The following is a 24,491-nucleotide window of genomic DNA, read 5'->3' on the forward strand; positions in this document are numbered from 1 at the left end:
TTTTAGAATTAAGATCTGTTACAAAAATGCAATTCTTCTGCGAACTATACTGTTACTTTTGTCACATAGAAACAATAATTACCGCACAATACCATTTGCATGGAATAACGACGACAGAAGGGTGAAGGGTTCAACGATAAGCGCGTGAAGACACTCTCGCACACAGATAGTTATATAGAATTTACTCCTTTTATGATTAGTTGAACTCAGATTTAGAAATTAAGAACTTAAGATCCGCTTTCATTTCCTTTCCTGCTTTTGAGGGATAAATTATAAATGGCCACTGTTCTCCAATCTGCTTATACACTCCAAAATGATCTTCGTTTTCAAAATATGTAATAACTCCGTTCTCAATGGGGTTTACTGATAGCTCGTAATCATGAAAGTCAGCGGCAAAATCATTTAATGCAGGTACCATTGGCCCATATTCATAGTCTAAACTACCATTCCCTGACATTAGAATTCCTACATAGCCTGGGCATGTTGGCTCAATGGAAATATTCAATAACCTAATCCGAGAACACAATTCACCCCAACTGTTAACTATCTTATACTCCTTGGCATTAGAATCATAATGGGATGAAAATGTCTGAGAATAGCTGACATCTCCACAATAAAAAGTCAGACAGACATGGATTGACAACAACAATACACCAATTGCTGCCACTCCAAATATCAACTTCTTTCTTTTTATTCTCATATAAGATTATATCATGCACTATTGCTGTGAATTGGCAAAAAATTGATACCCAATAAAGCCATATATCCAGATATTAAAAAATTTGAAGGCTAAACCGGGAGCCGCCACAGCCAAAAGGATAAGTATACCAGAAGCTACAGCATAAATGAGTCCTGCATTCTTAAGTCTTCTTTTACTTCTTTCCAGAGTTCTATTGGAAACGGAGCTCACCACTACCGTAAGTGCTATGCCTATGCAAATGAGGTAGAAGGATAAGTTATACCACTGCAGCGTACTTTCATCGAACACAAAGATGCCTACGGCTCCACAAAGTGACAATAAAAGCAGGCCTGCACATATATTGGCTACTTTAATGTCTTCTTCTGACAGTAAATACTTCCCGAACGAATGAAATCGAAGAAAAATATTAGAGACCGGATTGATGATCCAGGTAGAAACGGCAAAAATCATGTACAAAACAATGATAGCCTCAGCCACCGGCTCAAAAGTTCCTAAAGATCCTGAATATCGGCTTAGGCCCTGGATAAGCAGGTAGCCGATGATTACCACACCCCACCTTACCTGGGGCTTAAGTCCAGACATCCAAAATACATACTTCAGAAAGAGACTATAAAATATATTGGTAGACTTTATGGCCATCATCATCCCTGAGCGGGCAAACTCATTGGATGGGTCTATTCTTAATGCCTCACGGAAATGTTCCTTAGCCTTATCAGAATCACCCTTCTCCAGGGCTGAGAAACCTACTGTAGCATGCGTAGTAGGATTCATAGGGTTACTCTTCAACGCTTCCTGATCGGCATTAAAATGCTCCTCCACTCTGCCTAACTTAAGCAATGCCATGCTTCTAAAATTAAGGCAGGTTTCGTTATGAGCATCTTCGCTTAAACCAGCATTTGCAGCTTCTAAAGACTTCTCAAATTCAGCCTGATGGTAGTATAACGAGGCTTTCAATCCATGCGCATCTGCCATGTGAGGATTATAGGACAGTGCACTATTCACAAACTTTAAGGCCTCTTTCCTTTTGGCTAACTGACTGAGTGTAATTGCCTTGAGGTATAAAATAGTGGCATCGTCAGGCTTTCTGGCCAGTAATTGATCCGCTACCTCATCTGCCTTCTCGTCTTTATCCATGGCCAAATAAACCTGCACCAGCATAATGAGCCCAGGTATGCTTTCAGGATCTCCTGCCAAGTGCGTATTTACCTCCTTAATGGCCTCACTGTATCTCCCCTGCTTCATCAGGTGCTCAGCCTTATATAGCGATCTATCTAAATCCATCCGTGAATATTATTTATTAATTTTAAGATAGTTGAGGATTTCATCATAAATACCTGAATCATTGGCATATAGTGCATAATTCTTAGCCGTTTGGAACCATTCCTTGGTGCTGGGTTTTACGCGTTTAATAGCCGAAGTCAGATCCTTCATAGTAAGAGGTGATGGACGACCATTTTTAATGGCTTCCTGCAGCTTGCCCTCTACCGCTACATCAATACAGGCGTAAATATCCGCACCGGAAAAGCTATCAGTAATTTTTGCCAGCTTTTGATAATCTATGGTATCAATTGGCTTGTTAGCCAGTGAAAGCTCAAATATTTCCTTCCTGCTTTCTACTGCTGGTGGCTGAACGAAGATCATTCTATCAAACCTTCCCGGCCTTCTAAAGGCAGAATCAAGGTGCCAGGGAGCGTTCGTAGCGCCAATTACCAGTATGCCATCATTATTGCTATCTACCCCATCTAGTTCTGACAAAAATTGATTGATCAGGTTACGACCAGCGCTGGCTCTCAGATCGGTACGGTTAGCCCCAAGTGCATCAATTTCATCAAAAAACAGAACACACGGCGACATGGCCCTAGCTTTTTCAAATAACAGATTGAGCTTTTTCTCACTTTGACCATGGTACATATCTAATATATCATCTATACTAACAGAAATGAACTGTGAGTCTATCTCACCTGCCGTAGCTTTAGCCAAAAAGGTTTTTCCACATCCAGGAGGGCCGTAGAACAATATACCGCCACCCGTTTTCTTACCATATGACTTATATAGATCTGGAAATTTGAGAGGATGAATAATTTTAAGGCTTATTTCCTCCTTTTCATACTCCATGCCGCCCACATCCTTGAAAGTGGTTTTATCCTTCTTACCGAAAATGTGAGATTCGATGTCATCCGAAAAAGTATCTTCTTCTTTTTCCAGCTCATGGTTAGCATTTACCAATAACTTACCTTCTATCTCTTCGTCTTCAAAATCAGGTTTTATTTGCTTAATTTTTTGGTAGACCTCCACGGCATCTGTCAGGTTATTTTCGGCCATGTGTACTTTACAAAGCAAAACATAAGCATCTATAAAATTAGCATCCTGACTGATCAGCTCTTCTAAAACTACGGCCGCTGTGCTGTAATTTTTCTTACCATAATAGCTTTGGGCTAAACCAAATTTGGCCTTTTTGTTTTGCGGATCCTGAGTGATAACATCTAAACATTCGTTTTGAAGCTCCTCCCAAAATTCGCCTTTGATCATGGCGTCTATGACCAACTGCTTTAAATAGTGATTATCCGGTGAAGCAGCAAGCGCCTCTTTTAGTTTTCTTATTTCTTCATTCATGTTCAACAGATCTTCAATTTCTATATATCTTTAGTTCTAACGAAAAACCTCATGTTTACGTGCAACCTGAGGCATCATCTTCCCTTCCATTACACCTGGATTTTGGTTTACAACTTAAGAGAAAAATCCCAAAAAGTAATACTACCAATGGCCTATTTATAAAACATGCAAGTTATGCCTCAATACCGATTATTACCTAACCACTCTTCAAAATCATAAGGAAATACAATTGGATTATATTAAAATACCTGAATCATGATACACAACTAAGAACATCTAATATAGGACACCTATTGCATGGATCAGATTTTAATAACTAACTTCACCCCATAAACACATCATACTATGGCGGACTTAAAGGGTGACGAAGAAGTGCAGAAGCTGAGCCAGGAACAGATAGATCAATGTCTGGAGGTACTACAAATGCTGAATAAGGATACGGATCAAATATTCGAGATCCCGGAAGAAAAGCGACGAGCACTGATTATAGCTGCGGGACTTTTCTCACGTCCTTCAAAAGAAGAGCTAGCCCAGCGCAAACGCTCTGCTAAAAAGATTCACAGACAAAAAATACGCTTAAAAGATAAGACTGCCCGAAATGCCACCGGCATCAGGTCAGCCAGGGAAGCTTCGGTTTTTGTAGCTCCCGCCATGATAGAGCTTACAGGTATTGATCATGAAAAAGAGATCAAGCTGGAATCTCCCAGAAATTGCTATGTGTGTAAAAAGGTATTTCATACGCTGCATCATTTTTATGATACCATGTGTAAAGAATGTGGCGATTTCAATTATGCCAAAAGATTTCAAACAGCAGATCTTACCGGGCAGGTGGCTCTGGTTACCGGGTCCAGGCTGAAGATTGGCTATCACATTACTTTGATGATGCTCAGAGCTGGCGCTACTGTCATAGCTACCACTCGCTTTCCGGTAGATTCGGCCTTAAGATATGCTAAAGAGGCCGATTACTCAGAATGGGGCCATCGTCTTAAAATTCATGGGCTTGACTAAAGACATATACCAAGTGTGGAGATTTTCTGCAATTTCATAGAGCAGCAATATGACAGACTGGATATTTTAGTTAACAATGCGGCCCAAACCGTTAGGAGGCCATCTGGCTTTTATCAGCATATGATGCCCAATGAAGAGATGCCGTTTCATCAATTGCCAGCGTCTGCGCAGGAACTTTTGGGCGATCATCATTCATGCTTGAATGAGCTGAGCTCACTTAGCGCTGAATTTTCAAAAAACGAACAGAAGAATCTACCTGTGAGCTGGCATGGACAGCAACTAGGAATAGGACTCCGTTCTTCAGCGCGCTTATCTCAAATACCGTACAGTATAGATAATGCCCTGCCCACGGAAGAGGTATTCCCTGTGGGTAAGCTAGACGCAGACTTGCAGCAAGTAGACCTTCGCACCACCAATAGCTGGCGACTAAAACTAGGAGAAATTCACACCAATGAAATGCTTGAAGTTCAGCTGGTTAACTCAGTAGCACCATTTGTGCTGTGCAACCGCCTGGCTCACCTTATGAAGAAAGATAACACTGGCAAAAAGCATATCATCAATGTTTCAGCCATGGAAGGTAAGTTTCATCGTTGGCATAAGGAAGACAGGCACCCGCATACGAACATGGCTAAGGCTGCCCTAAATATGATGACGCATACATCAGCTTCAGACTTAGCCAAATACGGAATTTATATGAATGCCGTAGACACAGGCTGGGTTACAGATGAAGATCCTGCTGAGTTAGCCAAAAGGAAGGAACAGTTACATGACTTCCAACCTCCTCTGGATATTGTAGATGGTGCTGCACGTGTGCTTGATCCTCTTTTCGATGGCATAAATACCGGCAAACATTGGTGCGGCAAGTTTTTGAAAGACTACATGCCGACAGATTGGTAGTTAAGATGTAGGAATGAAACTGTTAAAAGTCTCACAAAACGCTGTGTTGACTTTAATATTAAATTAGTTAGATTGGCCTATAATTAAAATAAGGGAATGTTTTATTTCCTTTATATGGATGTTGTACGGCATTGGTTCGCATTAATTCTTATGAAATCACTTAATCACATAACTCTACTTACAGTATTCTTTCTCGCTTCATGTATTGATTCCAGAACGGACGAACTCAATGAAATATCAAAAAGCTGCCTCTGTTCGGTTAACTATGAGATGACAACTAGCGATGAAACAACCGAAAAACCTTTTCATAAATTCATCTATAAAGGTTCACCTGTTTTCAATTATGGTGTCTCTAGGCGGGCATTTGCGAACAGTGAGGTCATCAAGATTTGTGATTCATGGGGTTTAGACTTATCTAGCTCTATTCAAATTAACATAGTTAAAGATACCATAGATAATACGGTCAATTTTACGACTATTGATTACAAGGCAAGCCAGATGACCGACTTCATCAGTGATTATCGGTCGATAAAGAATTTGTTGAACCATTTTATCTCCAACATTTACGATGACAATTTCATCTCATGTCATGAACTAACATCCAAGCAAATAGGAATAGACGAATTTTCAGACATTCTGAAAAATGCCAAACAATCGTTCTTTGGCGATTATGGATCAACAATAATTGTAGGGTATGACATAGAGGACAATAATGGGAAGGTCTATACAATTAGTGGAGGGGTAATGTCCAAGTCAAATGATATCTACCTGTTTAGTGCACGAATTAGAAAACACGAAGAAAAATTTATAATTTCTGAAATCTCATTCACTTGAAAATACGCCGTACAACAGGCTCTAAGCCCAATCAGTTGACTTAGTTGTTTGCAAAGAGTGTTTGAACACAATACATTTGGGAATGTTTACAAAAATGAAAAAGACATTTATAATTGTTTTAGTTATTTTATTATTTGTTGACTGTAATAATCGCGAAGAAAATAAAAAAAATGTTTCGGTTGATTTAATTGAGAATTCAATAGAGTATTCAAAACCAGAACGAAATTCTGATACTAGTACCAATATTAAAATTAATAATGATTCTTTGATATTGACTGAGCACTTGAAACAATTGCAAACAGATTCTTTAATAGTAATTGATGATTCCGTTCTTAGAATCACAGGCATTGTAAGATATTCTGGATTAGGTAAATGGTACAAAGGAGGCTTCGGATTTGAAAGCAAGTATCAAATACGCTCAAGAAATAAAGGATTTTATCTAATAACTGACCAGGAATTAGAAAGATATATTGGAAAATGCACTGAAGTAAGAGGTTCGTTCTTAGAAGACTGGAATTTAAATACTTCAGAGATTAATAATTTATATACCTACGGCTTATCAGCTATACGACTAGATTCAATTAATGAAATTAACGCTGACTGTTGTAATAATTCTGTTGATTTAAGAAAAATCAAGGAACCTGATGAAAAATCGATAAGAGATACATTAGAAGGATATATTTACTTTTCACAAAGACCTTCTCCAGATATTAATTATGATTATGAGTTTAAATTAAAAACACCGATACCAAATCCTGCTGACGCAAATTACAGTATAACCTCCCTCCCATTTAATACCAGCACCTTACGGATAACAGAAATAAATGATTTGATTGAAGACAATTCTTTGATTAGAGTGTATGGTAGGGTAATTGGTGGATATGCTGAATCATATATTATACGTTGTGAAAAATATGAACTAATTAAATAATACAACTACTTACAATAACTAAGTCTTCGTGTGGCTCATCGAGCCAAACATGAAGACAGTGTTGAACGAACCATGGCACTGTATGTGAATTAGTCTGTTTTGCGGTATGGTATTGAAGCCCTATTTATTGAGATTAAGGGCTCAGTTCCATCGTCCACGATGACAGCTTTGCCACATGCTTCTCTTCCAAGAACAGCTTGTCCCATACTTGTTCAGGGCACCCAGCGCATAAGGGACTTTCACCCTCTGGAGTAATTTTGGTATCTTTCATACCATGATGCCCATGCTGGGCACACACACTATGTAAAAATGCATTAAAACGCATTTTACATTAAACGTTAGCAACTATTACATTAGGATAAAATAAAAACAGTTGACAAAAGATTACATTATTTACGAAATCTCATTTTATCTAATATTCTTTTTTGTTCTAGTTTATATGATTTATAGATTATACAGGCAATTTCAAAAAAACAAAAGAACCAGTACCCTATTATCATTAATAGGAAACTTTATAATTTTAATTTTCATCTCATACGGTTTATTTTTAACTATAAATCTCAAATTTAATTCTGTAGTCGTCATAGGTACAACTTTAAATTATTGTAGAACTTCCAAGGGTGATGGTGTTAAATATGAATATAATTTAAAGGGAAAAAGGTATACTAACTGTATTAAGCCTAATGATATTGAAAAAATAGTGGTACCTGGTGGACAATATAAAGTTAGAGTTTCTACTCTAGCTCCTGGTACAGGGAGAATAGATTTTTCTAAATTAATGTGAATAAAATTGCAGAATAAATACACATGCTAACAAGCAATAATCACAAATAGCCACAAGTGCATCTTGCTTTTGTACAGTACTAAAATACCGCTCCACTATCTTATGGTTCAGCCTCCATTCTTGTTTTAATTGCATAGAATCTTAATAAACTCTTCGCAGTAGATAGTCGGTTCTTGTGTGGCCGGTCAGTTTTCACTACTTTGGCCTTATTAATAGTTCGGATGAGGCTCCGTGTCTTATCTGTGCGTTAAATGCCACTGGGTGACTTCAGATAGCAGATTTAAATGATTAAAACTTCCCAAGATTTCTACAACTACTTCATGATGGCTTTGAACTTCCTTCTAGCCGTATCTCAACTCTTAATCTACCTTATTAACTACCAAAACGACATATTTAATCTCGATAGCAACGAACTTCTTCGACTTCAAAATCCTGAACGCTATACTCCTGAACTAACTCTTGGGTTTGGTGGATGTTTTCTGATTATGTCAATTGTCTTTTATATTTTACGAACAGAGGGCAACAAGAAACAAGGCAAAGAACAATACAAAATTGCTATCATTTATATCATGATCGGAGGCCTAATGGCGTACTTAAATTATTGGACAATATCAACTTTTATACTCCTTGGCACCACTGCATTATTTGGATTCCTTGGCAAACCGGAACGAAAAAGCAGCATCCAACAAGCGATATAGGAAATCAGGATGAGATTATCATTAATATTTTTTATTTTAGTATTTAATATCAGTCAAGGACAGACTGTCTTTACTTTATCAAAATACAGTAACAGGATTTCTCCTGGGGACTACACTATCCACTGGAACTCAATAAAATCAAATTTTAACGGTGAAAATTTAACCCTCAAATCTAAAAAATACACAAATTCCGTATTTAATAGCAATGCTAAAGGTGGCTGGGACTTTAAAGAAGAAACTATAGTAACCGGAAAGTATCGGGTGAATGGTGATACTATTGTATTGATGTCTAAAAAACAACCAAAGAATTATGGACCTGAATTTTTTAACTATAAAAATAAATACATAGTCCGGTCAATTTTGATTAAACCCCAAAATATTGAAAATACATCAAAAGAACTTATACTCCATTTCATAATACCCTTAGAACAAATTGCGTCTTGGGATCAGATACTTAAAGAATTTAAAATTGAGGTTTTAGAAAATTATCAACAAGACCAAAGTGGCCCAATATTGCCTCATATTGAATTAATAAATATTGTTAAAAAGTATTTTTCACAACTTCATATTTTCACAAAGTCGGGAATAGTTAACAGCCTATAACATGGTATATAGTACATGTGTGACCTGAGCATTGAGCTGGTTTCTGCGCGGCTTGACCGTTGATCTTGTGAAGTGCAAGTGCGCGCATGGGCTGTTGGTAGCTTCAGCAGATTTAACTATTTTGGCATTTTATAGCCTTTGTGGTACGCACGCGACCATATACAGGCATTTTAAACCATTGATGCAGGATGAACGAAATCAACTATTTAAAAGGTGATGCGACAGCTCCTATAGGAGAAGGAAATAAGATTATAGTCCATATCTGTAACGATATTGGTGGATGGGGAAAAGGATTTGTTCTAGCGATTTCAAAAAAATGGAAACAACCCGAAAGAGAATACCGGAACTGGCATAAGTCGCAAGATGATTTCGAATTAGGAAAAGTGCAGTTCGTACAAGTTGAAGATGATGTCTGGGTGGCAAACCTGATTGGACAACACAAAATCAAACGTGATGAAAAAGGTAATGCACCAATTAGATATGCTGCAATCAAACAAGGTATAGTGGAAGTTGCTAGGTTGGCAAAAGAACTCAACGCTTCAATTCATATGCCCAGAATTGGCTGTGGTCTTGCGGGCGGCAAATGGGAACAAATACGGCCAATCATTGATCATGATTTAATAACATTTGGTATCAAAACAACTGTTTATGATTTTGAATAAAACGGTTTACATCAAACGATGATGGCCTACCCAGTTGCCACCATGCTCGGCATGGTGATATGGTCACCACAGCCCTGATGCATTGGAATCAAACTGTTGAAAGTCTCAAAAAACGTTGCTATTCATTTTAATATTAAATTAGTTAGATTAGCCTATAATTAAAATAAGGGAATGTTTTGTTTCCTTTATATGGATGTTGTGAGTAATTGGTGTTTCAAAATCTAAAGTGGTGCGACTGAACTTTCTTTATAAAATCATTGGTATAATATTTTTGATTAGTTGCTCAACTGAGCAAGTTGAACTTGATGGTAATTGGGTCATTAACAGAATGAGTCATTCCAACAAAACTGTTTATCCAAACGACCTGACTCCGAATAAAATCTCATTTGACATAGTTGGCACGGAAGGAATTGAAAAACTAGAGTTTAACGAAGTAGATTCTTCAGTAATTGTTCCAGGGTTTCAGTCTGAGGAGATGATTTTGCACTATAGGCTATTTAATGACGATTCTTTAGAATTCAAAATCGACAACCAGTTGTTAAATGCCTACAAAACTAGATTCTTAGATATCAAGTATGAAGACACTTTATTTGCCAGTATTTCAACTAGATCTGAACAATTGGAAAATCTTAAAGACAGCCTTAATACGGTTAGAGATAGCATAATTCTAAACCGTGGTTCTTATTCGGAACAATATCAACTAACTAAGAAAATATATACTGGAACATTCAAAATCACCAAATCCAGCAAGAACGATCAACTAATTCTGAAATCATCTGAGACTGAGATACAACTGGTAAGCGAGAAGTATTTAACCGAACAGCGCATAAACGAGCTCTTCCAAAGAGTTATAAACTACTCACAACATTATGTATAAGGCATGTGCTTGTTTGCTTTCTGCCAACCACATCTGGACTTGACCGTAAGTCTACCGCCGAGACAGTTTTGTGCGGTTTGGAAATTTTAGCTCACTGGAGTTTTATAACTTTCTGAACGCACTGCTTTCTACAAACTTTGGAAGCACCGGTAGACTTCACTATTTTACAGTTATTAACCAAGTATGAACACACGCCTCATACATGGGCGTTGCATGTAATTGACACAGACGAATAAATAATGAGTGAAAGGATAATTAAATTTAAAAAGGAGCGGATTACTTTAGGTATTCTTTTTATGAGCTTAATGCTTATCTCGTCAATTTGTTTTTTAATAGTTCCTGAGAATTTTATTAGAAATGTGTTTATGAAGATCGAACATATTCAGATTGTAGGTGTCTTAGGCATTCTGTATTTTTCGACTTTACTGTATTCCTTTTTGGCTATTCTTCCAAGAAAATATGCTATCATAATTTCAGACGATTTCTTAATTGATAATTCAAAGTATGAATCTTTAGGGAAAATTAAGTGGACTGATATTTCTGGGGTAAGAAGGTTCAAGAAAAGGAATATTGAAATCTCTTTAAAAGTGGATTTATACAGCAGTGAAAAAAGAAGTTTACTTAAGAAATTTCTAACTTTTATGCACAACTGGAATAATAATAACCGAATCCTAATTTCAAGTACTCTAACGGACCGTAATATTGAAGCTCTATTTGAGGAAATCAAAAATGCATATAAAACTAGTAAATAGTACACTACACACAACAGCATCTTCCATAGACTACCTACCCACAGATGGGTAATTCGGATTAAATTTTAAAAGATTATTACAAATTAAGTGCTACCGATCATGCAGCCCTTTGCCTGCTATAATATCACCGACATGCTTTTCTACTCTAGCTGCTCTGGTTTTGGGTTGCTTGGCCTGGGCGAAGTAAATTAAATAGCCTTTTTTACGGCCTGGAGTGAGTGCCTCAAAAGCCTTTCTTAAGTCCACGTCCTGATCTAATCTTGCCTGAAATTCTTCTGGCATTTCATAGTCTTCCACTTTCTTGGTTTCTACCTTCAGTCCGGCTTTTTCTATCTCAATGGCCTCATAGATATAAGCCTTTAATACATCCTCTAGGCTTTGGATTTGCTCTACAGAAGTGATTTTAACTAATCTGCCGAACTGTGAGTTCTCGCCTGGGCTATCCAATATGTTATCAGGATCACTGAGTAGTGAGCCTTTAAAGAAGCTGAGTGAACAGTAATCTTTGAAAGCGGCAGCCGTGGCAATATTCTTACCCTTATGAGTATAACATGGAATACTCCATTTCAGCTCCTCTGTTAAACTACAATCCAGCACAATTTCCCTCAAGAATTTTAACTCTTTAGTCCACCGATGAACTTTACAATCTTCGGTACCACCCAATGGACAACGGCCGCAGCCTTCTTGTAGATAAAGATCAATATCCGGGTTATAACTAGTCATTTAGCCCTTTTCCTTCCATAATTACAGGTATATATTTTTCTACACGCGCCGCTCGTGTTTTCGACTGCTTGGCCTGAGAAAAATATAGCAAGTAGCCTCGTTGTCGGCCTGGGGTGAGATGCTCAAAGGCCTCTTTTAAATTTGCATCCGCATTTAACTTCTCAGCGAATTCATCGGGCATATTAAACTCAGCCGTCTTTTTCATTTCTACCTCAAGACCAGCCTTTTCTACCTCTATAGCCTCATAGACATAAGCCTTTATAGTGGCCTCTAAATCTATGATCTCCTGTAAGCTGGAAAACCGTATTTGCCTGGCCGACTGTACATTTTCAGTTTGTTGAACCAGCACATTCTCAGGGTCTTTCAGCAAAGCTCCTTTATGAAAAAGAAGTGCACAATATTCTTTAAAACCATGGATCAGCACCACATTATTACCGTTTTCGGTATAGCATGGCTTGCCCCATTTTAGTTCTTCAACCATGCCGCAGTCTAGAATTAAGCTTCTCAAAGCCTTATACTCCTTTTGCCATTTGCTTTCCTTCTCAAAAAAGAAATTTACCTTCGAGTTCATATCCTAAATTTATACATTAGCACTGATAACTCTTCTACTTGTGGGCCTGAAATACCATGATACCACAGTAAGCACCAACAGCAAAGCCGGGCCAAATAATGAAACCATCGGATCGTTAACAAAAAGGTGAGATACTATGGCTCCTGTCATAGTGAAGAAGAAACCGGCATAAGCCCACTCCTTCAGCAAAGCTAATTTCGGCATTAATATAGCCACTACCCCAAAAAGCTTCCAGATGCCAATGATGGTCATCAGGTAAAGTGGAAAGCCCAGATTGGTGAAGTTGGTCACTTCTTCATCCATTTTTATCAGCTGTACCATACCAGTTGACACCAAATGGTGGCCACCCAATAGATAATTTTATGTGTTTTATTCATGATTTCTATATCAAAGATTTAACCACCTGCTCCAATCGGTTATGTGCCATGTTAATTCCTTGTTTAAATGGCAACTGCATCATACTATCTCTGGCTTCAATAGACCGATAGACTATATGCATACTCAGTTTGCTGCTACTCTCTGAAAGTGAGGTAAACTCAAGGAACTCCAGCTGCACCGGGAAGGGTGAGTTTTCCATTTCAAAGGTCCGTGTAATCCTTTCATTAGGAATCATCTGGTGAATGGTGCCGTTGAAACCATGCTTATTACCCTTGGGATCAGTAGTTTCGAATTGATAACTACCATGATTCTTGTTTTCCAGCTTGATTACTTTCGTGCCCATCCATTGTTCCACAATATCTGGCTGAATGTAAGCTTTAAATAAGAGCTCTAGCGGCAGATCAAATTCACGGGTAATCAGCACCTCCTGCTTACCCTCTTCATAGTTAATTTTGGTCTTTAGGTCCATTTATTCTTCACTTTTATAGTTCTTCATTATCGATTCCAGCTTGTTGAATCTGTCATCCCACATTTTACGGAAGGGTTCAACAAAATCAGCTATCTCTTTGAGCTTCTGAGCATTGAGATGATAATACACCTCTCTGCCACTTTGCTCCTGACCTAATATTTCGCATTCGGTCAGCACTTTGATATGTCGTGAAATAGTTTGGCGGGAAGAATCAAACTTCTCGGCTATGGCACCAGGAGTCATGGCCTGGAGCGCCACCAGAGTAATAATGGCCCTGCGTGTAGGATCGGCAATGGCCTGAAATACGTCTCTTCTTAATTCCATATGCAGCTATTTGACTGCAAATATAAGTGCAGCTATTTAGCTGTACAATGTTTTTATAAAAAAAACTTAGGATCGATTAATTATTGGCCAAAAGGATAATCCCGTTCGGGCGCGTTTTGAGCGTAGCGGTAACGCGTCCGTTTTACCTTCGAGGGTGGCATGCGTTGGAAACTGGACCTGCTACATTTGACTGGACAGTAAGTTAAGCGCTTTTGAGTTAAATTTACTAAATATGAAAAAAGCAAGAAGAGAGTTTGACAAGGAGTTTAAACAAATGGCAGTGAACCTGTGCCTGTCAGGAAAAAGTACAAGAGAAGTAGCTGATGAGCTTGGTTTAAGGACTGAGCTTGTTACTCGATGGAAACGTGAATACAATGAGTACAAAGAAGGTAGTTTTTCAGGTCACGGTAATCAGAATTTAACCTCGGAACAAAAGGAGATAGCCCGTTTAAAACGAGAACTGCATGAAACCCAACTAGAAAGGGATATCTTAAAAAAGGCAGTAAGCATCTTCTCCAAGGGAGACAACAAATATTCCGGTTCATAAAGGAATACAATCACAAATTTGGTGTTGAGAGGATGTGTAAAGTACTTAAAGTAAGTAGAAGTGGTTTCTATAATTGGAGCAACAGAAGACCATCAATGAGACAGTTGGAGACTGAAAAGGTATCCGCATGTATCAGGAATATACATAGCAATAGCAGAGGAAGGTATGGTAGCCCGAAGATCACCGAGGAGTTACGAGACCTGGGTTGGCGTATCTCTCGCCCCAGAGTGGCAAGAATCATGCGTGAACAGGGCATTAGAAGTATTATTTGCAGAAAATTCAGAGGAACTACTACCCAATCAAGACACAACTATCCTGTAGCTAAAAACCTATTAAACAGAGATTTTCAGGCAAAACTTCCGGGGCATAAATGGGTCTCTGATATTACCTACATCCCCACTAATCAAGGCTGGATGTATTTAACCATCATAATGGATTTGTACGATCGAAAGATTATAGGATGGTCATTGAGTAGGTCTATGGCCTGCCATGATACAATATGGCCAGCCTGGAGAATGGCTTTAATTAATAGGCCAACAACAAACCAATTAATATTTCATTCCGACCGGGGAGTGCAGTATGCCACCTATTCCTTTTCAGATCACCTCAAAAGTAAGGGGATACAACAAAGCATGAGTAGAAAAGGCAATTGCTGGGATAATGCTGTGGCCGAAAATTTCTTTAAGATACTGAAGTCAGAACTGGTCAAGCATACCAATTCTATAGTATTCTTCAGGCCAAGAATGACCTGTTCGAATTCATAGAAATATGGTATAACAGAAAAAGAAAACATTCGCACTTAGGATATAAAACGCCTGAACAATTTAATAATCATAACTATTCAAAATGTGCTTAACTTATTGTCCAGTTTTTTGTTGCAAATCCACCAACAGCCACGGGCAGACGCGGAATAACAGGGATCGAAAACTACAAAAAAAGAAAGTGATAAAATCATGAGTTTATTAGAAAAGTTACGCTACTAAAACGATGTATAAACCTATAATATTTATTCTTATTACAATGTATTTTTTGACACTCACTGCTTGTGATCAATATAAAGACTTTTACAAATTTGAAGATGAATGCATAAAATTGTTTATACCTAATAATTGGCAAGTACATATATCCAAAAGTGACAATAAAGGCTTCATTTTTGATGCTGAGAAAACAAACGATAGTTTCCAAAATCGATTCTCTTTACGCTTAATAACTATCCCGAAACCCCCGGGTGATGATCTTGACATCATTCAAAAAAGATTCCTAGATAGAGATTCAGATTTCAAAAACTTGCTTGTTGACAATTCTATCAAAACAGATTATTTAGGAAAGGGAAAACTAACAGTTTCACAGCTTCAGCTAGAGCCATCAAGACTGAGGAGAGCTTATTTCTTCATTAAGGCATCATATGTAATTCTGATAGATGCTGAATTTCCGAAGGAAAATAGAAAGGAGATAGAACCCACATTTGATAAAATCGTAAATTCAATTGAATTATATTGTCCCGTTCTCTAGCGCGCGTAGCGAAGCAATACGCATGCGCTACATCCCATTCGTCAAATAGATTATTTAGGTATTAACCTTTAAGACATGTCAGAAAAATACAAATTCAGAAATCCTGAAGGTATATATTAACCATCCTATAGAACTAGATAGTGCTAAACTGCTACAACAACGTGTGAATTATATCCATAATAATCCTGTAGAATCTGAAATCGTAGATGAGGCGGAATATTACTGGTATAGCTCTGCAAGGGATTACGCTGGAGAAAAAGGGTTATTGGATGTAGAGTTAGCATGGTAGTCACGCGTATTGCTATCGCTACGCGCGCCAGAAAGGGGTTTAAACAGTTAATAAATGAGAAACGTTAAATGAAATTAGCAATAATATTTTTAAGTGTTTTCTTCCTTACCATTATACAAGCATGTGTTTGGAAGTGTAATGGTATCAATGAAACTGATGTTGTAGGTTACTATTATCCAATTGTTGGAAATAAGACTGAATATATTCACATCAAACCAGATGGGACCTTCTATCATTTTTATGCTTCAAAAGAAGATACTATAAGAGATTCAGGTAATTGGGATATTTCTAAGGCGAGATGTCATATAGGGTTAAGTAATATGAGATGGCCAGATCGCGAATATTTTCCTGAGTGGTCGGAGCCAAGCTATGCTGACTTTGAATGGAAAAAAGGGCAACTTAAAATGAATTCTGATTATCTAAGTTTTGAGAAAGAGGATAAGAAACCAGAAATTGAATAGCTACAAATTTTACATTCGCTATCCTTAGTCTTACCGCAGGGCGACTAAGGATTTGAAATGACCACGAGTGTCTCTGACACGGTAAATTTGACAACTGCTTCATTTATAAAAACTCAATTTCAACCAGCCCCTTCATTCCAGCATAGTCTCTTGCACTTGACCAACAATAGTGTTCTGGCTCATCAACAATCCCAGCTTTGACAGGATTATTGTGAATATAATCTAATTTTTGATCCTTAAAATTGTTGGTTTCTAATTCTTCAGGGTGATTATTTTGTCTCCAAAATTGATATTCCTTATTTCTTTTGTTATTTGCACCTGCTGATCGAAACAGCCATAACATCCAATCTCTTCGGCTTTCTACATTTTCATTGGCAATGAATTTCAAAATCTCTCTGGCCGTAAATTTTTTAAAATCACGGAGCACATCAGAAAGATTATCATTTTTGGCTGATACAATTAAATGTAAATGATTGCTCATGATTACCCAAGCATAAATAATTAACCCTCTTTGCTTTACGCAATGATTTAAGCTCTCTACTATAAGCTCACAATATACTCTTCTTGAAAAAACGTCAATCCATTCTACGACAGCAAAGGAGAGAAAATGGATGCCTGACTGATTTCTTATTTTATAACCTCCAGACATGTGATTAATCAAAGCAATAATTCCTAAAAATGATAAATATGCAGTATTTAATACCGTGTCAGAGACACTACTTATCATTGGAATGTTCGTAGTCGTAGACTACGAACAACTCAGGGCTAGATCGTCTGAGTTTCGCTACGAGCAAATTTTCCTGGTGATCACTTTCGTCTACACGCTCAAAAGCACTCTTAACTAGTTTTTCAATCCGTTCGTGATCAGCATCTAATTCTTGTCTTATGCTAATGTCATCCATCTACTTCCGGCAAAGCATCAAATTCTACCTTCTTGGCAGCCATCCACTTCCTCATGCTCTCAGGATTCTGCATCAGATCGCGCATATGCTCCATGGCTTCTATGTGATCTTTATCTCCTTTCTGAAACATCTCCATTCCATGTTTCTGACTGAGGTCTGACATCTCCTTAAACGTTTCAGCATGAAATTCCTTTTCACAGGCACCACCCAGCTGTTTACAAGTCATGATTTTCATAGCAATAGAATTTAAGTAATCTTACATTTTCTATAAGATAAAGCCTTAAATCATTTAAAGCCATTATTCTTCAAAACAATTTGACTCAGAGCCCTTGAATTTCTTAAGTAGATCAAAAGTTTTCAACAGTTCTTTAAATGATGCACAATCTGCCTCAGTATTAGCCACTTCATTAGATTTTGGATTATCTTCCGTAGTGGACTTAATTGCGTATTTTTTATTTAAGCATTGGATGGGTTCATCATTTACGATATAGATACGCTTCTCCTCAATATTATCCTGCGTACCACCCTCAATAAAACCCCAGGCTGTTTCTTTCACAAAGACAAAGAATAGCTTATCATCCTTCAGGTAATATTCTTCATCCGCTGAAAAATGGCTGTACTCACCGTAGCTATGCTTTATAACACGTACATTATTCTTATCAGAATAATACGTTATATTGCCCGATTTCTCCCCATTACAGTCGTACTCAACACTGACTGAATCCAGCTCATTCGCATTTAACTGTGCTTGCAACTGGTTAAACTCCAGCTTTATATCTTCTACAGATTTAATATTCTTAGCTTGAACAGGCTCATTTGTTGACTCACTTTCCAATGCTGAAGAATCATTAGCAATTTCATTCTTCCTTTCAGGCTGGCTGGAACAGGCGAATGCTGTAATAAGTATCGAAAAAAGTAAATACCTCACAGGATCATCGTGTTTAGACACTAAAACATGAGGGTTTTGGTAAATGTTTTAGGGATTTAACTCATCTACCGGGTAGGTATAAGAGAATTCGTTAAGCTCCACAAATTCATTGAGCTCGGTACCACCGTTATTTTTAGGTTCAAAAACAACTATGATTTTATCATATGCATTCTCTTTATTGAATTCCTGATTGAACTCTTTCGCTGCTTTTTTACTTACTGTAGCCAGCTTATTCATCTGCGCAGAATCTACAGGGCATCCCGTAAAGGTTAACCTTAAAAAATCACCTCCGCTTGAAATTACCGTCTCAGCCGTATAATCAGCGCAATTTAATTCATTGGTGTACTTATCAAAAAATGAACTATTATCAGACGTGTTTATTTCAAAAAAGGTAAAAAATCCACCTACTACCAGAACTATTACTATAAAGATTACTTTTTTCATAAAACACAATTTCAGTCTATCACAAAGCTAGTATTCCAACTTCTTAAAAGGCGATTTTTAACATTTTTTGACAATAGCGCTACTTGCCTAATTTTTTAAACTCTTTATTGAGGTCCTTCCCTATTTTCTTCGAATCTTTACCCGCTTTCCTGGTTCCTTTTTTCAAATCCTTTCTGAACATTCTTAACTGTTTATCAAAGTGCTTTGACCATTTTCTATGATAAAATTCGGCTTTTCCCATCTGAATACCCTTGCTAACATCCTTAAATAGCGCTCTCTGCCCTTTACGAATTTCTTTGAATAACTTACTGGTTTTTAGCTGCACAACACCTCTTTCTACCTCCACTTCAAGCTCTGCTCCAATGGCCTTTACATTAAATTCTGTACCTACAACCTTCACATCACCCTGCTCAGTTTCTATTACAAATGGAACCTCATCTTCCACCACTACGTAAAACACCTCCCCTTCCTGACTAATGGTTCTATCCTCAAAATCAGGATGATACGTTATGGAACTGTGTACATTTAGTAAGGCTACCGAACCATCTGGTAGTTCAACCATCTGCGGCTCATCTTCAGTGGTTTGCTCTACTGATGACGAACATGAAATCAATGCCAAAGACATGAAAAGAAGAAAAACGCAATAATATCTCATACTAAAAAAATGTAGATGATCAGCCTGTAAGCTGGTCGTTAAAAAAATGAATAATGAGGTAAAAATAGCAGGTTAGAAACTGAGTTCCTAATAGAGTAGAAGTAGGAAATTTTACAGGATGTGAGGAGGCCATGAATATAGCCTCCATAAAACAGCAGGTCGTAATGCTAATCCAGGTACACTATATTTTCTCCCACGGTATATCTGAGTCTATTATTCTCAGCTTTAGGAGTCAATAATTGTAGCTCACAAGCGGTTGTAAATTCAATGGAACCAGTAGCAATTACCTCTTTAGTGGTTTCATTGTAAGTGATCTTATCGGCATTTTTAAGATCAATCATATCAGACTTAAAAGCCGCATGACCTGATATGATAATCATTTTGGTATCTTGATTGTAAACCAGCTCTTTACCAGAAAATTCGGGCTTGTTATTACTTTGGTTAGAGAAAATACCTGCGTTTAGCAACATGGTGAGTAGGAATAGTGATTTCATATTATGATTTTTTACATGAATAACATGATGCAACAAACAAAAAGCCAGCCAATTAATCTTCCTCTATCTGTATTTCACCTTTTATCCAATCAGGCAAATACATATTCAAACCTGTTTCTTCTTCAATTTCTACTAAATGGTTTCTTAACTGTACGGTCCGTAGCCCTATGGCTGCTCTTAATTTATTGGTTTCTTCCAGTTGAGATGCCTTTGGCTTATTAAGAAATCCATAACCAGGACCTGCCCGATCTGTCATTACCGCAATTCGCCAGTCGGCAATCAATGCATATTCATAGGGCGACATATAGCCAGCATCAACGGCCTCTCTCAGCATGGGTTTGACATAATTATAAAGGGTGTCATTCTTTACAAATCCATCTGATACAGAATTATGATGACTCAAAACAGTTGACATCCAAAAGTTATTGCCCACCAAGCGCTCCCCTGGATAACCATGCTCATTGAGTATCTCAATGAGATTTTCTAGCTGATTGATGCTGTGTTGGGCAAATTTACGATCTCCATACCTTTGCTGAGCTTTATCACCAATTCGAAATAAAGCAGCCAAGGCCATCCATTGATCCTTCTTAAACATTTCATGCACCCGCTCTCTGAGTTCATGATTAATTCGGGTTTCATAAACCTGGTGTAAATCAGGATATGATTCTTCAAACGCTTTCCATCCCGGCCTCTCCTGCAATTCAGCCAAGTAATCCACTTTATTCATGGATTTCAAAGTCCATCCATTCCTCGCTGCAGCTTGAACATACTCCATGGCGGCTTCATGATCAGAAGACTTAAGCGCTAACTGGACAGCCACCTTATAATCTCGTAGAAACTCAAAATCATAATTAGCAAAAACCTGGTTATAGATAACTAAAGCCTCAGAATATTGGTGATCAACGATTAGCGTCTCAGCTTCGATGATTTTTTGATGATAATTATGATAATTAGAGCTATCTACTTTAGCAAAGGACGTCCAGGTCGAATGAGCCATCCCACAAGCTAGAAACAAGATATAGATTACTTTCAAGATACGATCCTAATCCAAAATTAGCAGCTCATAGATTTAAGCATTGAAATTGGGATTAAAAACCCTCGCTTTAAAAAGATAGTACCTCTTTAATTGAAAGTAGAATATAGGACCCAGGATTGGAAACAATAAGACTAAAATATACCAAACTAAATTTATCTTTTGACTTTTAAATCTAGAATAGGAAACATCAATAATGGCCCAAATCCATAATGTAATTACTGCCAGCGAAAATAAAATAACTATAAAATAATCCATACTCTATCTTTTTAATAAGAATTAAATTTAATTAAAATATTCATAATGTCCTATAATTTCGTAATCAAACAGCATATCTTCTATCACTTGCCCTCCTCCAATATTATGAATGATTAAGTATCTTTTCTGATCCGTTGATTTCCTATTGGAAACAATACCAATATGAGTAATCCCTCGGCCTAAATCCCAACATACAATGTCTCCGGGAGTATAGTCGTTACTATTTCTGCTTATGCTTTTTACTTTGCCATATCTTGAAAAGAATGTCATCAGATTAGGCACTCTACGATGGTCAATGTTTTTATCGGTCGTTTTTAAGCCCCAATTTTTAGGGTACAAATCAAATTGAGCTACCATATCTTCATGCACCAACTTTTGCAGATCAATGTCAAGCTTTCTGTAAGCTCTGATTACTACATCTGTGCAAACACCTTTACCTGGCGGCACATCGCCATTAGGATAGGTCATTGAGAAATAGGACGGATCATAGATAACTCGCTGCTTCGTTAGTGTAAATGCAGAATCGGCTAAAGTATTTTGGAAATTGGTTTGGGCATAAGCCGCTTGACTGAAATAAAATAGTGAGCTAAATAGCAGTGTAAATAATAAGTTCTTAGTCATAAATTTCTTATTTCTTCTGCCACTACAGAAAGGTCATTATTTAATTGATGTCCACCACTTTCTAACTCCACAAACTTGGCCCAAGGGATATGGTCTTTATACTTTTTTAGATGATCAATAGTCACTTCATCATCATCTTTACAATGGTATAGAAAGGTTGGTTTATCAACCGGCAATTTCTTATCAAAATCATCAGTCAACTTCAAGCCCTGAACCCAATCTTCATCACCACTCCAAAACGGTGTAGAGAGAAGAAAAATTGCCTTTATATTTTCAGGATGTTGATTCTCAGACAAATACTTCAACAGCATTGATCCGCCGAAAGAGTGAGCAACAACAATCAATGGATCTTCAAATTCTTTTATTGCCTCTCCTATAGCGCTTGGCCAACCATAATCAGCCTTGTCATTATTTGATTGAATTTCGGGATAATGTATACGGTATTCTCTGCCCAATTCTCTCTGAAGTGAATTGGCTAATGCAGCATCAGCCTGGTAGCCGTCATCTCCGCCACCTTGTAAGAATAGGATATCCATCATTGATTAATTGTTTATTTTCAGATACTTATCATTACTCAAATAAGACTTTCCTGACCTCATTTTCCACCAAAACATGTTCCACACATACCTTAATCCGCCCAGTTCCCAATTGACATCAAAGCTTTGATCCTTCTTCGTTAAATAAGGAGGAATGGGCACTTTACAATGAAGCATAGGTTCTTGATTGGTCACAGTAGCCTCGCATTCAGGACTTAGTGATGATTTGGCATAATACTGTATTTCAACAATAGTCCGCTTAGAACCCGCTTTATATATAAACAGATTAACGTCATACAAATCGGAATAGATACATTCTAACTCCAAAACTATTTCATTCAGTGCTTTAGGGGTCTTTTTTTTATTGTCAGACTTCCTTATCCTTCGTAATTCAGAAGTATTATGGCCATCACTATCGTTAATCCTTGATAGTATGTAATTACAGTTGCCTGAGATGGGATTCCATGTCAAATCCCGAGCCATCTCGATTAACTTTTTAGTACCAATTTTCAGTTCTTCATGAAGCTTATCCCTTGTCATTATTCAGGACTTTTATCTTTCGCTTTTAAGACTCTTCGCCTTTTGCTCCACCACCTTAAGCCCCATATAAGCACAATTAGAAATATCAAAAATGGCCATAATGTAGCTATCCCAACTAAAAATGAGAGAAAACCCTGCCAACCACCGTCCATGGCACTGAGCAGTCTAGCGCCAAATCCCTTTCTGGAAGAAGTGTCATAAGTATAAGGCAGCACTTCGTAGAAGGACACATTAATGGTACTATAACCTATTTGCTTGCTCAAATAATTAAATTGCCCTTGTAGTCTTTCAATGTCTGTCCTTACCTCGTTAAGATTACTCTCAATGGCGAGGATGTCTTTTATATCGTCCGCTTTATTCAGCAGTTGCACATATCTATCTTCCAGGGCTTGTTTGTTTTTAATGCGGGCCTGTAAATCATAGTACCTTTCAGTCACGTCCTCAGCATTTGACGAACGATTATCTAAACGGTAGGCCAGATCACTAATGGTTGTAAAAGTGGTATCAAAACCGTTTACCGGCACACGAATGATTAAATCTATATCTATCCGATGAGGTGATTTATATTGATTTTCCTTCTCGATGTATGCCTGATATTTCGGTAATAGCTGACGTATCTTCTCATAATCTTTCTCTACATTTTTTGATTCGAAAGCCAGATCACCTGTTTTCACCACCTTCTTTGACATAGTGGTTGATTGTTTCGCAGCTGCAGAAGCATTTTTATCAGCCGAAGCAGCACTCTCATATACCCTCTCAGCAGGGAGATCTAACATTTTATCAGCAACCTCTAACTTCATTTCTTCACTGGCCTGATGACAGGCAACAGAAAACATGGCGACAATAGCCAAAATCAGTAGACTAAGATTTCTCATCATAATATTTTTAAATTATTAGTTCAATAATCTCGTATTTATTGAAAGTCACATTAAGTTTATATCTGGGCTTCATTTGAAACCACAACTGTATGATGCACAGTGATGACAAAATCCATAACTGAACTCCTCATTTAATGAAAAGACAAAAGAAAATAGACGACAATATTTACGATGCTATCCTAGAGATAACCTTACTCATTCCTCCAGGGCGAGTGACTACTTATGGCACTATAGCCAAGGCTGTAGGCCACCCCACAGGAGCCCGAATGGTAGCCAGAGCAATGGGCATGCGGCTTTCCGATCAGCCTGATGTGAAAATACCAGTTTTCAGAGTAGTCAGCAGCGGGGGCTTTCTAAAAGGCGAACATGATAACAGACAAAAGATGCTCGAAGCCGAAGGCCATGAGATTAAAAATGATAAGATTGTAGATTTTAAGAAGGTGTTCTGGGATCCGTTGGAGGAGATATAGTTTCTGCAGCTCACACACAACGACCGTTAATTTGGACTAAGAGCTACATTCCCAATTTGTCACTCAGGAGGGAGCTCTACATTTTATTCGTAACTGCGG

At 37.7% G+C, this 24,491-nt stretch carries 37 protein-coding genes; 16 read left to right on the forward strand and 21 right to left on the reverse strand.

Annotated elements, in window-relative coordinates; genetic code table 11:
• Window positions 1-196: 196 nt before the first annotated feature.
• Genes LVD16_RS20625 through LVD16_RS20635 form a run of 3 tightly spaced genes read right to left on the reverse strand, consistent with a single transcriptional unit; the run spans window position 197 to window position 3,313 of the window.
• Window positions 197-700 carry a hypothetical protein gene (locus LVD16_RS20625; RefSeq protein ID WP_233770184.1) on the reverse strand — a complete coding sequence of 168 codons (504 nt, stop codon included), beginning with the start codon at window positions 698-700 and terminating at the stop codon, window positions 197-199.
• An 18-nt stretch (window positions 701-718) separates the two neighbouring features.
• Entirely contained in the window at window positions 719-1,981 is a 1,263-nt protein-coding gene (locus LVD16_RS20630; protein ID WP_233770185.1) for a tetratricopeptide repeat protein, read from the reverse strand.
• 9 nt (window positions 1,982-1,990) lie between these two features.
• On the reverse strand, window positions 1,991-3,313 hold the full coding sequence (locus LVD16_RS20635) for an ATP-binding protein (protein ID WP_233770186.1): 1,323 nt from the start codon (window positions 3,311-3,313) through the stop codon (window positions 1,991-1,993).
• A 345-nt stretch (window positions 3,314-3,658) separates the two neighbouring features.
• On the opposite strand from LVD16_RS20635, the gene LVD16_RS20640 reads away from it, so the two are divergent.
• The 9 genes from LVD16_RS20640 (at window position 3,659) to LVD16_RS20680 (ending at window position 11,359) form a co-directional block, all read left to right on the forward strand.
• Complete coding sequence (locus tag LVD16_RS20640) at window positions 3,659-4,321, forward strand: hypothetical protein (RefSeq protein ID WP_233770187.1); 663 nt, start codon at window positions 3,659-3,661, stop codon at window positions 4,319-4,321.
• Window positions 4,322-4,336: 15 nt separating this feature from the next.
• On the forward strand, window positions 4,337-5,218 hold the full coding sequence (locus LVD16_RS20645) for an SDR family oxidoreductase (protein WP_233770188.1): 882 nt from the start codon (window positions 4,337-4,339) through the stop codon (window positions 5,216-5,218).
• Between the two features lie 114 nt (window positions 5,219-5,332).
• Window positions 5,333-6,052: a hypothetical protein gene (locus LVD16_RS20650; protein ID WP_233770189.1), complete on the forward strand. Its 720-nt coding sequence runs from the start codon at window positions 5,333-5,335 to the stop codon at window positions 6,050-6,052.
• A 94-nt stretch (window positions 6,053-6,146) separates the two neighbouring features.
• The gene (locus LVD16_RS20655) at window positions 6,147-6,983 is read left to right on the forward strand and encodes a hypothetical protein (protein WP_233770190.1); all 837 of its coding nucleotides are present in this window, start codon (window positions 6,147-6,149) and stop codon (window positions 6,981-6,983) included.
• A 1,068-nt stretch (window positions 6,984-8,051) separates the two neighbouring features.
• Window positions 8,052-8,465 carry a hypothetical protein gene (locus tag LVD16_RS20660; RefSeq protein WP_233770191.1) on the forward strand — a complete coding sequence of 138 codons (414 nt, stop codon included), beginning with the start codon at window positions 8,052-8,054 and terminating at the stop codon, window positions 8,463-8,465.
• A 9-nt stretch (window positions 8,466-8,474) separates the two neighbouring features.
• Window positions 8,475-9,068 (forward strand): hypothetical protein, encoded by a 594-nt coding sequence (locus tag LVD16_RS20665; protein WP_233770192.1) that lies wholly within the window; start codon window positions 8,475-8,477, stop codon window positions 9,066-9,068.
• A gap of 188 nt (window positions 9,069-9,256) precedes the next feature.
• On the forward strand, window positions 9,257-9,730 hold the full coding sequence (locus LVD16_RS20670; protein WP_233770193.1) for a macro domain-containing protein: 474 nt from the start codon (window positions 9,257-9,259) through the stop codon (window positions 9,728-9,730).
• Between the two features lie 328 nt (window positions 9,731-10,058).
• Window positions 10,059-10,607, forward strand: a complete 549-nt coding sequence (locus tag LVD16_RS20675) for a hypothetical protein (RefSeq protein WP_233770194.1) — start codon at window positions 10,059-10,061, stop codon at window positions 10,605-10,607.
• Between the two features lie 296 nt (window positions 10,608-10,903).
• Complete coding sequence (locus LVD16_RS20680; protein WP_305039004.1) at window positions 10,904-11,359, forward strand: STM3941 family protein; 456 nt, start codon at window positions 10,904-10,906, stop codon at window positions 11,357-11,359.
• A 90-nt stretch (window positions 11,360-11,449) separates the two neighbouring features.
• Here the strand turns inward: LVD16_RS20680 and LVD16_RS20685 are convergent, their stop codons facing one another.
• From LVD16_RS20685 to LVD16_RS20705, 5 genes are all read right to left on the reverse strand, one after another.
• A complete protein-coding gene (locus tag LVD16_RS20685; protein WP_233770196.1) occupies window positions 11,450-12,082 on the reverse strand; it encodes a YdeI/OmpD-associated family protein in 633 nt (210 codons plus the stop codon).
• Window positions 12,075-12,653: a YdeI/OmpD-associated family protein gene (locus tag LVD16_RS20690; protein WP_233770197.1), complete on the reverse strand. Its 579-nt coding sequence runs from the start codon at window positions 12,651-12,653 to the stop codon at window positions 12,075-12,077. Before LVD16_RS20690 ends, LVD16_RS20685 begins: the two co-directional genes overlap by 8 nt.
• Window positions 12,654-12,662: 9 nt before the next feature.
• Entirely contained in the window at window positions 12,663-12,974 is a 312-nt protein-coding gene (locus LVD16_RS20695; protein ID WP_306309351.1) for a DoxX family protein, read from the reverse strand.
• A 61-nt stretch (window positions 12,975-13,035) separates the two neighbouring features.
• A complete protein-coding gene (locus LVD16_RS20700) occupies window positions 13,036-13,500 on the reverse strand; it encodes an SRPBCC domain-containing protein (protein ID WP_233770198.1) in 465 nt (154 codons plus the stop codon).
• Window positions 13,501-13,824 carry an ArsR/SmtB family transcription factor gene (locus LVD16_RS20705; protein ID WP_233770199.1) on the reverse strand — a complete coding sequence of 108 codons (324 nt, stop codon included), beginning with the start codon at window positions 13,822-13,824 and terminating at the stop codon, window positions 13,501-13,503.
• A gap of 232 nt (window positions 13,825-14,056) precedes the next feature.
• Between LVD16_RS20705 and LVD16_RS20710 the strand changes: the two genes are divergently transcribed.
• The 6 genes from LVD16_RS20710 (at window position 14,057) to LVD16_RS20725 (ending at window position 16,633) form a co-directional block, all read left to right on the forward strand.
• Window positions 14,057-14,371: a transposase gene (locus LVD16_RS20710; protein ID WP_233770200.1), complete on the forward strand. Its 315-nt coding sequence runs from the start codon at window positions 14,057-14,059 to the stop codon at window positions 14,369-14,371.
• Window positions 14,368-15,135 (forward strand): IS3 family transposase, encoded by a 768-nt coding sequence (locus LVD16_RS20715; RefSeq protein ID WP_233774610.1) that lies wholly within the window; start codon window positions 14,368-14,370, stop codon window positions 15,133-15,135. The genes LVD16_RS20710 and LVD16_RS20715 overlap by 4 nt, the downstream gene beginning before the upstream one ends.
• Window positions 15,120-15,227, forward strand: coding sequence for an IS3 family transposase (locus tag LVD16_RS27890; RefSeq protein WP_370687650.1), 108 nt, complete (start codon window positions 15,120-15,122; stop codon window positions 15,225-15,227). Before LVD16_RS20715 ends, LVD16_RS27890 begins: the two co-directional genes overlap by 16 nt.
• A gap of 131 nt (window positions 15,228-15,358) precedes the next feature.
• Entirely contained in the window at window positions 15,359-15,883 is a 525-nt protein-coding gene (locus LVD16_RS20720) for a hypothetical protein (RefSeq protein ID WP_233770201.1), read from the forward strand.
• Between the two features lie 163 nt (window positions 15,884-16,046).
• Window positions 16,047-16,172 (forward strand): hypothetical protein, encoded by a 126-nt coding sequence (locus LVD16_RS27785; protein WP_255697687.1) that lies wholly within the window; start codon window positions 16,047-16,049, stop codon window positions 16,170-16,172.
• A 68-nt stretch (window positions 16,173-16,240) separates the two neighbouring features.
• Window positions 16,241-16,633 (forward strand): hypothetical protein, encoded by a 393-nt coding sequence (locus tag LVD16_RS20725; RefSeq protein ID WP_233770202.1) that lies wholly within the window; start codon window positions 16,241-16,243, stop codon window positions 16,631-16,633.
• 103 nt (window positions 16,634-16,736) lie between these two features.
• Here LVD16_RS20725 and LVD16_RS20730 read toward each other — a convergent pair whose 3' ends face one another.
• From LVD16_RS20730 to LVD16_RS20785, 13 genes are all read right to left on the reverse strand, one after another.
• Window positions 16,737-17,360, reverse strand: a complete 624-nt coding sequence (locus LVD16_RS20730) for an REP-associated tyrosine transposase (RefSeq protein ID WP_233770203.1) — start codon at window positions 17,358-17,360, stop codon at window positions 16,737-16,739.
• Window positions 17,350-17,535, reverse strand: coding sequence for a GNAT family N-acetyltransferase (locus tag LVD16_RS20735; protein ID WP_233770204.1), 186 nt, complete (start codon window positions 17,533-17,535; stop codon window positions 17,350-17,352). Before LVD16_RS20735 ends, LVD16_RS20730 begins: the two co-directional genes overlap by 11 nt.
• Window positions 17,528-17,770 (reverse strand): DUF1059 domain-containing protein, encoded by a 243-nt coding sequence (locus LVD16_RS20740; protein ID WP_233770205.1) that lies wholly within the window; start codon window positions 17,768-17,770, stop codon window positions 17,528-17,530. Before LVD16_RS20740 ends, LVD16_RS20735 begins: the two co-directional genes overlap by 8 nt.
• Window positions 17,771-17,833: 63 nt before the next feature.
• Entirely contained in the window at window positions 17,834-18,484 is a 651-nt protein-coding gene (locus LVD16_RS20745; protein ID WP_233770206.1) for a hypothetical protein, read from the reverse strand.
• 27 nt (window positions 18,485-18,511) lie between these two features.
• Complete coding sequence (locus LVD16_RS20750) at window positions 18,512-18,907, reverse strand: hypothetical protein (RefSeq protein WP_233770207.1); 396 nt, start codon at window positions 18,905-18,907, stop codon at window positions 18,512-18,514.
• Between the two features lie 79 nt (window positions 18,908-18,986).
• On the reverse strand, window positions 18,987-19,562 hold the full coding sequence (locus tag LVD16_RS20755; protein ID WP_233770208.1) for a FecR family protein: 576 nt from the start codon (window positions 19,560-19,562) through the stop codon (window positions 18,987-18,989).
• Window positions 19,563-19,729: 167 nt separating this feature from the next.
• Window positions 19,730-20,056, reverse strand: coding sequence for a hypothetical protein (locus LVD16_RS20760; protein WP_233770209.1), 327 nt, complete (start codon window positions 20,054-20,056; stop codon window positions 19,730-19,732).
• A gap of 52 nt (window positions 20,057-20,108) precedes the next feature.
• The gene (locus LVD16_RS20765; RefSeq protein WP_233770210.1) at window positions 20,109-21,089 is read right to left on the reverse strand and encodes a hypothetical protein; all 981 of its coding nucleotides are present in this window, start codon (window positions 21,087-21,089) and stop codon (window positions 20,109-20,111) included.
• 36 nt (window positions 21,090-21,125) lie between these two features.
• The gene (locus LVD16_RS27895; protein ID WP_370687619.1) at window positions 21,126-21,347 is read right to left on the reverse strand and encodes a PLDc N-terminal domain-containing protein; all 222 of its coding nucleotides are present in this window, start codon (window positions 21,345-21,347) and stop codon (window positions 21,126-21,128) included.
• Between the two features lie 27 nt (window positions 21,348-21,374).
• A complete protein-coding gene (locus tag LVD16_RS20770; protein ID WP_233770211.1) occupies window positions 21,375-21,968 on the reverse strand; it encodes a DUF1287 domain-containing protein in 594 nt (197 codons plus the stop codon).
• Complete coding sequence (locus LVD16_RS20775; protein ID WP_233770212.1) at window positions 21,965-22,507, reverse strand: alpha/beta hydrolase; 543 nt, start codon at window positions 22,505-22,507, stop codon at window positions 21,965-21,967. Before LVD16_RS20775 ends, LVD16_RS20770 begins: the two co-directional genes overlap by 4 nt.
• A 3-nt stretch (window positions 22,508-22,510) precedes the next feature.
• Window positions 22,511-23,044 carry a hypothetical protein gene (locus LVD16_RS20780; protein WP_233770213.1) on the reverse strand — a complete coding sequence of 178 codons (534 nt, stop codon included), beginning with the start codon at window positions 23,042-23,044 and terminating at the stop codon, window positions 22,511-22,513.
• Window positions 23,044-23,922, reverse strand: a complete 879-nt coding sequence (locus tag LVD16_RS20785) for a DUF4349 domain-containing protein (protein WP_233770214.1) — start codon at window positions 23,920-23,922, stop codon at window positions 23,044-23,046. The genes LVD16_RS20780 and LVD16_RS20785 overlap by 1 nt, the downstream gene beginning before the upstream one ends.
• Window positions 23,923-24,056: 134 nt before the next feature.
• On the opposite strand from LVD16_RS20785, the gene LVD16_RS20790 reads away from it, so the two are divergent.
• Window positions 24,057-24,392 (forward strand): MGMT family protein, encoded by a 336-nt coding sequence (locus tag LVD16_RS20790; RefSeq protein WP_233770215.1) that lies wholly within the window; start codon window positions 24,057-24,059, stop codon window positions 24,390-24,392.
• Window positions 24,393-24,491: the final 99 nt, after the last annotated feature.

The sequence above is a fragment of the Fulvivirga ligni genome, from assembly GCF_021389935.1.
In the GTDB taxonomy this organism is placed as follows: domain Bacteria; phylum Bacteroidota; class Bacteroidia; order Cytophagales; family Cyclobacteriaceae; genus Fulvivirga; species Fulvivirga ligni.

Bases quoted from the DNA above. Each gene is read 5' to 3' on its own strand.
- LVD16_RS20625 (WP_233770184.1), bottom strand. From the start codon at position 700: ATGAGAATAAAAAGAAAGAAGTTGATATTTGGAGTGGCAGCAATTGGT.
- LVD16_RS20630 (WP_233770185.1), bottom strand. From the start codon at position 1,981: ATGGATTTAGATAGATCGCTATATAAGGCTGAGCACCTGATGAAGCAG.
- LVD16_RS20635 (WP_233770186.1), bottom strand. From the start codon at position 3,313: ATGAATGAAGAAATAAGAAAACTAAAAGAGGCGCTTGCTGCTTCACCG.
- LVD16_RS20640 (WP_233770187.1), top strand. From the start codon at position 3,659: ATGGCGGACTTAAAGGGTGACGAAGAAGTGCAGAAGCTGAGCCAGGAA.
- LVD16_RS20650 (WP_233770189.1), top strand. From the start codon at position 5,333: ATGGATGTTGTACGGCATTGGTTCGCATTAATTCTTATGAAATCACTT.
- LVD16_RS20655 (WP_233770190.1), top strand. From the start codon at position 6,147: ATGAAAAAGACATTTATAATTGTTTTAGTTATTTTATTATTTGTTGAC.
- LVD16_RS20660 (WP_233770191.1), top strand. From the start codon at position 8,052: ATGATTAAAACTTCCCAAGATTTCTACAACTACTTCATGATGGCTTTG.
- LVD16_RS20665 (WP_233770192.1), top strand. From the start codon at position 8,475: ATGAGATTATCATTAATATTTTTTATTTTAGTATTTAATATCAGTCAA.
- LVD16_RS20670 (WP_233770193.1), top strand. From the start codon at position 9,257: ATGAACGAAATCAACTATTTAAAAGGTGATGCGACAGCTCCTATAGGA.
- LVD16_RS20675 (WP_233770194.1), top strand. From the start codon at position 10,059: ATGAGTCATTCCAACAAAACTGTTTATCCAAACGACCTGACTCCGAAT.
- LVD16_RS20680 (WP_305039004.1), top strand. From the start codon at position 10,904: ATGAGCTTAATGCTTATCTCGTCAATTTGTTTTTTAATAGTTCCTGAG.
- LVD16_RS20685 (WP_233770196.1), bottom strand. From the start codon at position 12,082: ATGACTAGTTATAACCCGGATATTGATCTTTATCTACAAGAAGGCTGC.
- LVD16_RS20690 (WP_233770197.1), bottom strand. From the start codon at position 12,653: ATGAACTCGAAGGTAAATTTCTTTTTTGAGAAGGAAAGCAAATGGCAA.
- LVD16_RS20695 (WP_306309351.1), bottom strand. From the start codon at position 12,974: ATGGTACAGCTGATAAAAATGGATGAAGAAGTGACCAACTTCACCAAT.
- LVD16_RS20700 (WP_233770198.1), bottom strand. From the start codon at position 13,500: ATGGACCTAAAGACCAAAATTAACTATGAAGAGGGTAAGCAGGAGGTG.
- LVD16_RS20705 (WP_233770199.1), bottom strand. From the start codon at position 13,824: ATGGAATTAAGAAGAGACGTATTTCAGGCCATTGCCGATCCTACACGC.
- LVD16_RS20710 (WP_233770200.1), top strand. From the start codon at position 14,057: ATGAAAAAAGCAAGAAGAGAGTTTGACAAGGAGTTTAAACAAATGGCA.
- LVD16_RS20720 (WP_233770201.1), top strand. From the start codon at position 15,359: ATGTATAAACCTATAATATTTATTCTTATTACAATGTATTTTTTGACA.
- LVD16_RS20725 (WP_233770202.1), top strand. From the start codon at position 16,241: ATGAAATTAGCAATAATATTTTTAAGTGTTTTCTTCCTTACCATTATA.
- LVD16_RS20730 (WP_233770203.1), bottom strand. From the start codon at position 17,360: ATGATAAGTAGTGTCTCTGACACGGTATTAAATACTGCATATTTATCA.
- LVD16_RS20735 (WP_233770204.1), bottom strand. From the start codon at position 17,535: ATGGATGACATTAGCATAAGACAAGAATTAGATGCTGATCACGAACGG.
- LVD16_RS20740 (WP_233770205.1), bottom strand. From the start codon at position 17,770: ATGAAAATCATGACTTGTAAACAGCTGGGTGGTGCCTGTGAAAAGGAA.
- LVD16_RS20750 (WP_233770207.1), bottom strand. From the start codon at position 18,907: ATGAAAAAAGTAATCTTTATAGTAATAGTTCTGGTAGTAGGTGGATTT.
- LVD16_RS20755 (WP_233770208.1), bottom strand. From the start codon at position 19,562: ATGAGATATTATTGCGTTTTTCTTCTTTTCATGTCTTTGGCATTGATT.
- LVD16_RS20760 (WP_233770209.1), bottom strand. From the start codon at position 20,056: ATGAAATCACTATTCCTACTCACCATGTTGCTAAACGCAGGTATTTTC.
- LVD16_RS27895 (WP_370687619.1), bottom strand. From the start codon at position 21,347: ATGGATTATTTTATAGTTATTTTATTTTCGCTGGCAGTAATTACATTA.
- LVD16_RS20770 (WP_233770211.1), bottom strand. From the start codon at position 21,968: ATGACTAAGAACTTATTATTTACACTGCTATTTAGCTCACTATTTTAT.
- LVD16_RS20775 (WP_233770212.1), bottom strand. From the start codon at position 22,507: ATGATGGATATCCTATTCTTACAAGGTGGCGGAGATGACGGCTACCAG.
- LVD16_RS20780 (WP_233770213.1), bottom strand. From the start codon at position 23,044: ATGACAAGGGATAAGCTTCATGAAGAACTGAAAATTGGTACTAAAAAG.
- LVD16_RS20785 (WP_233770214.1), bottom strand. From the start codon at position 23,922: ATGATGAGAAATCTTAGTCTACTGATTTTGGCTATTGTCGCCATGTTT.
- LVD16_RS20790 (WP_233770215.1), top strand. From the start codon at position 24,057: ATGAAAAGACAAAAGAAAATAGACGACAATATTTACGATGCTATCCTA.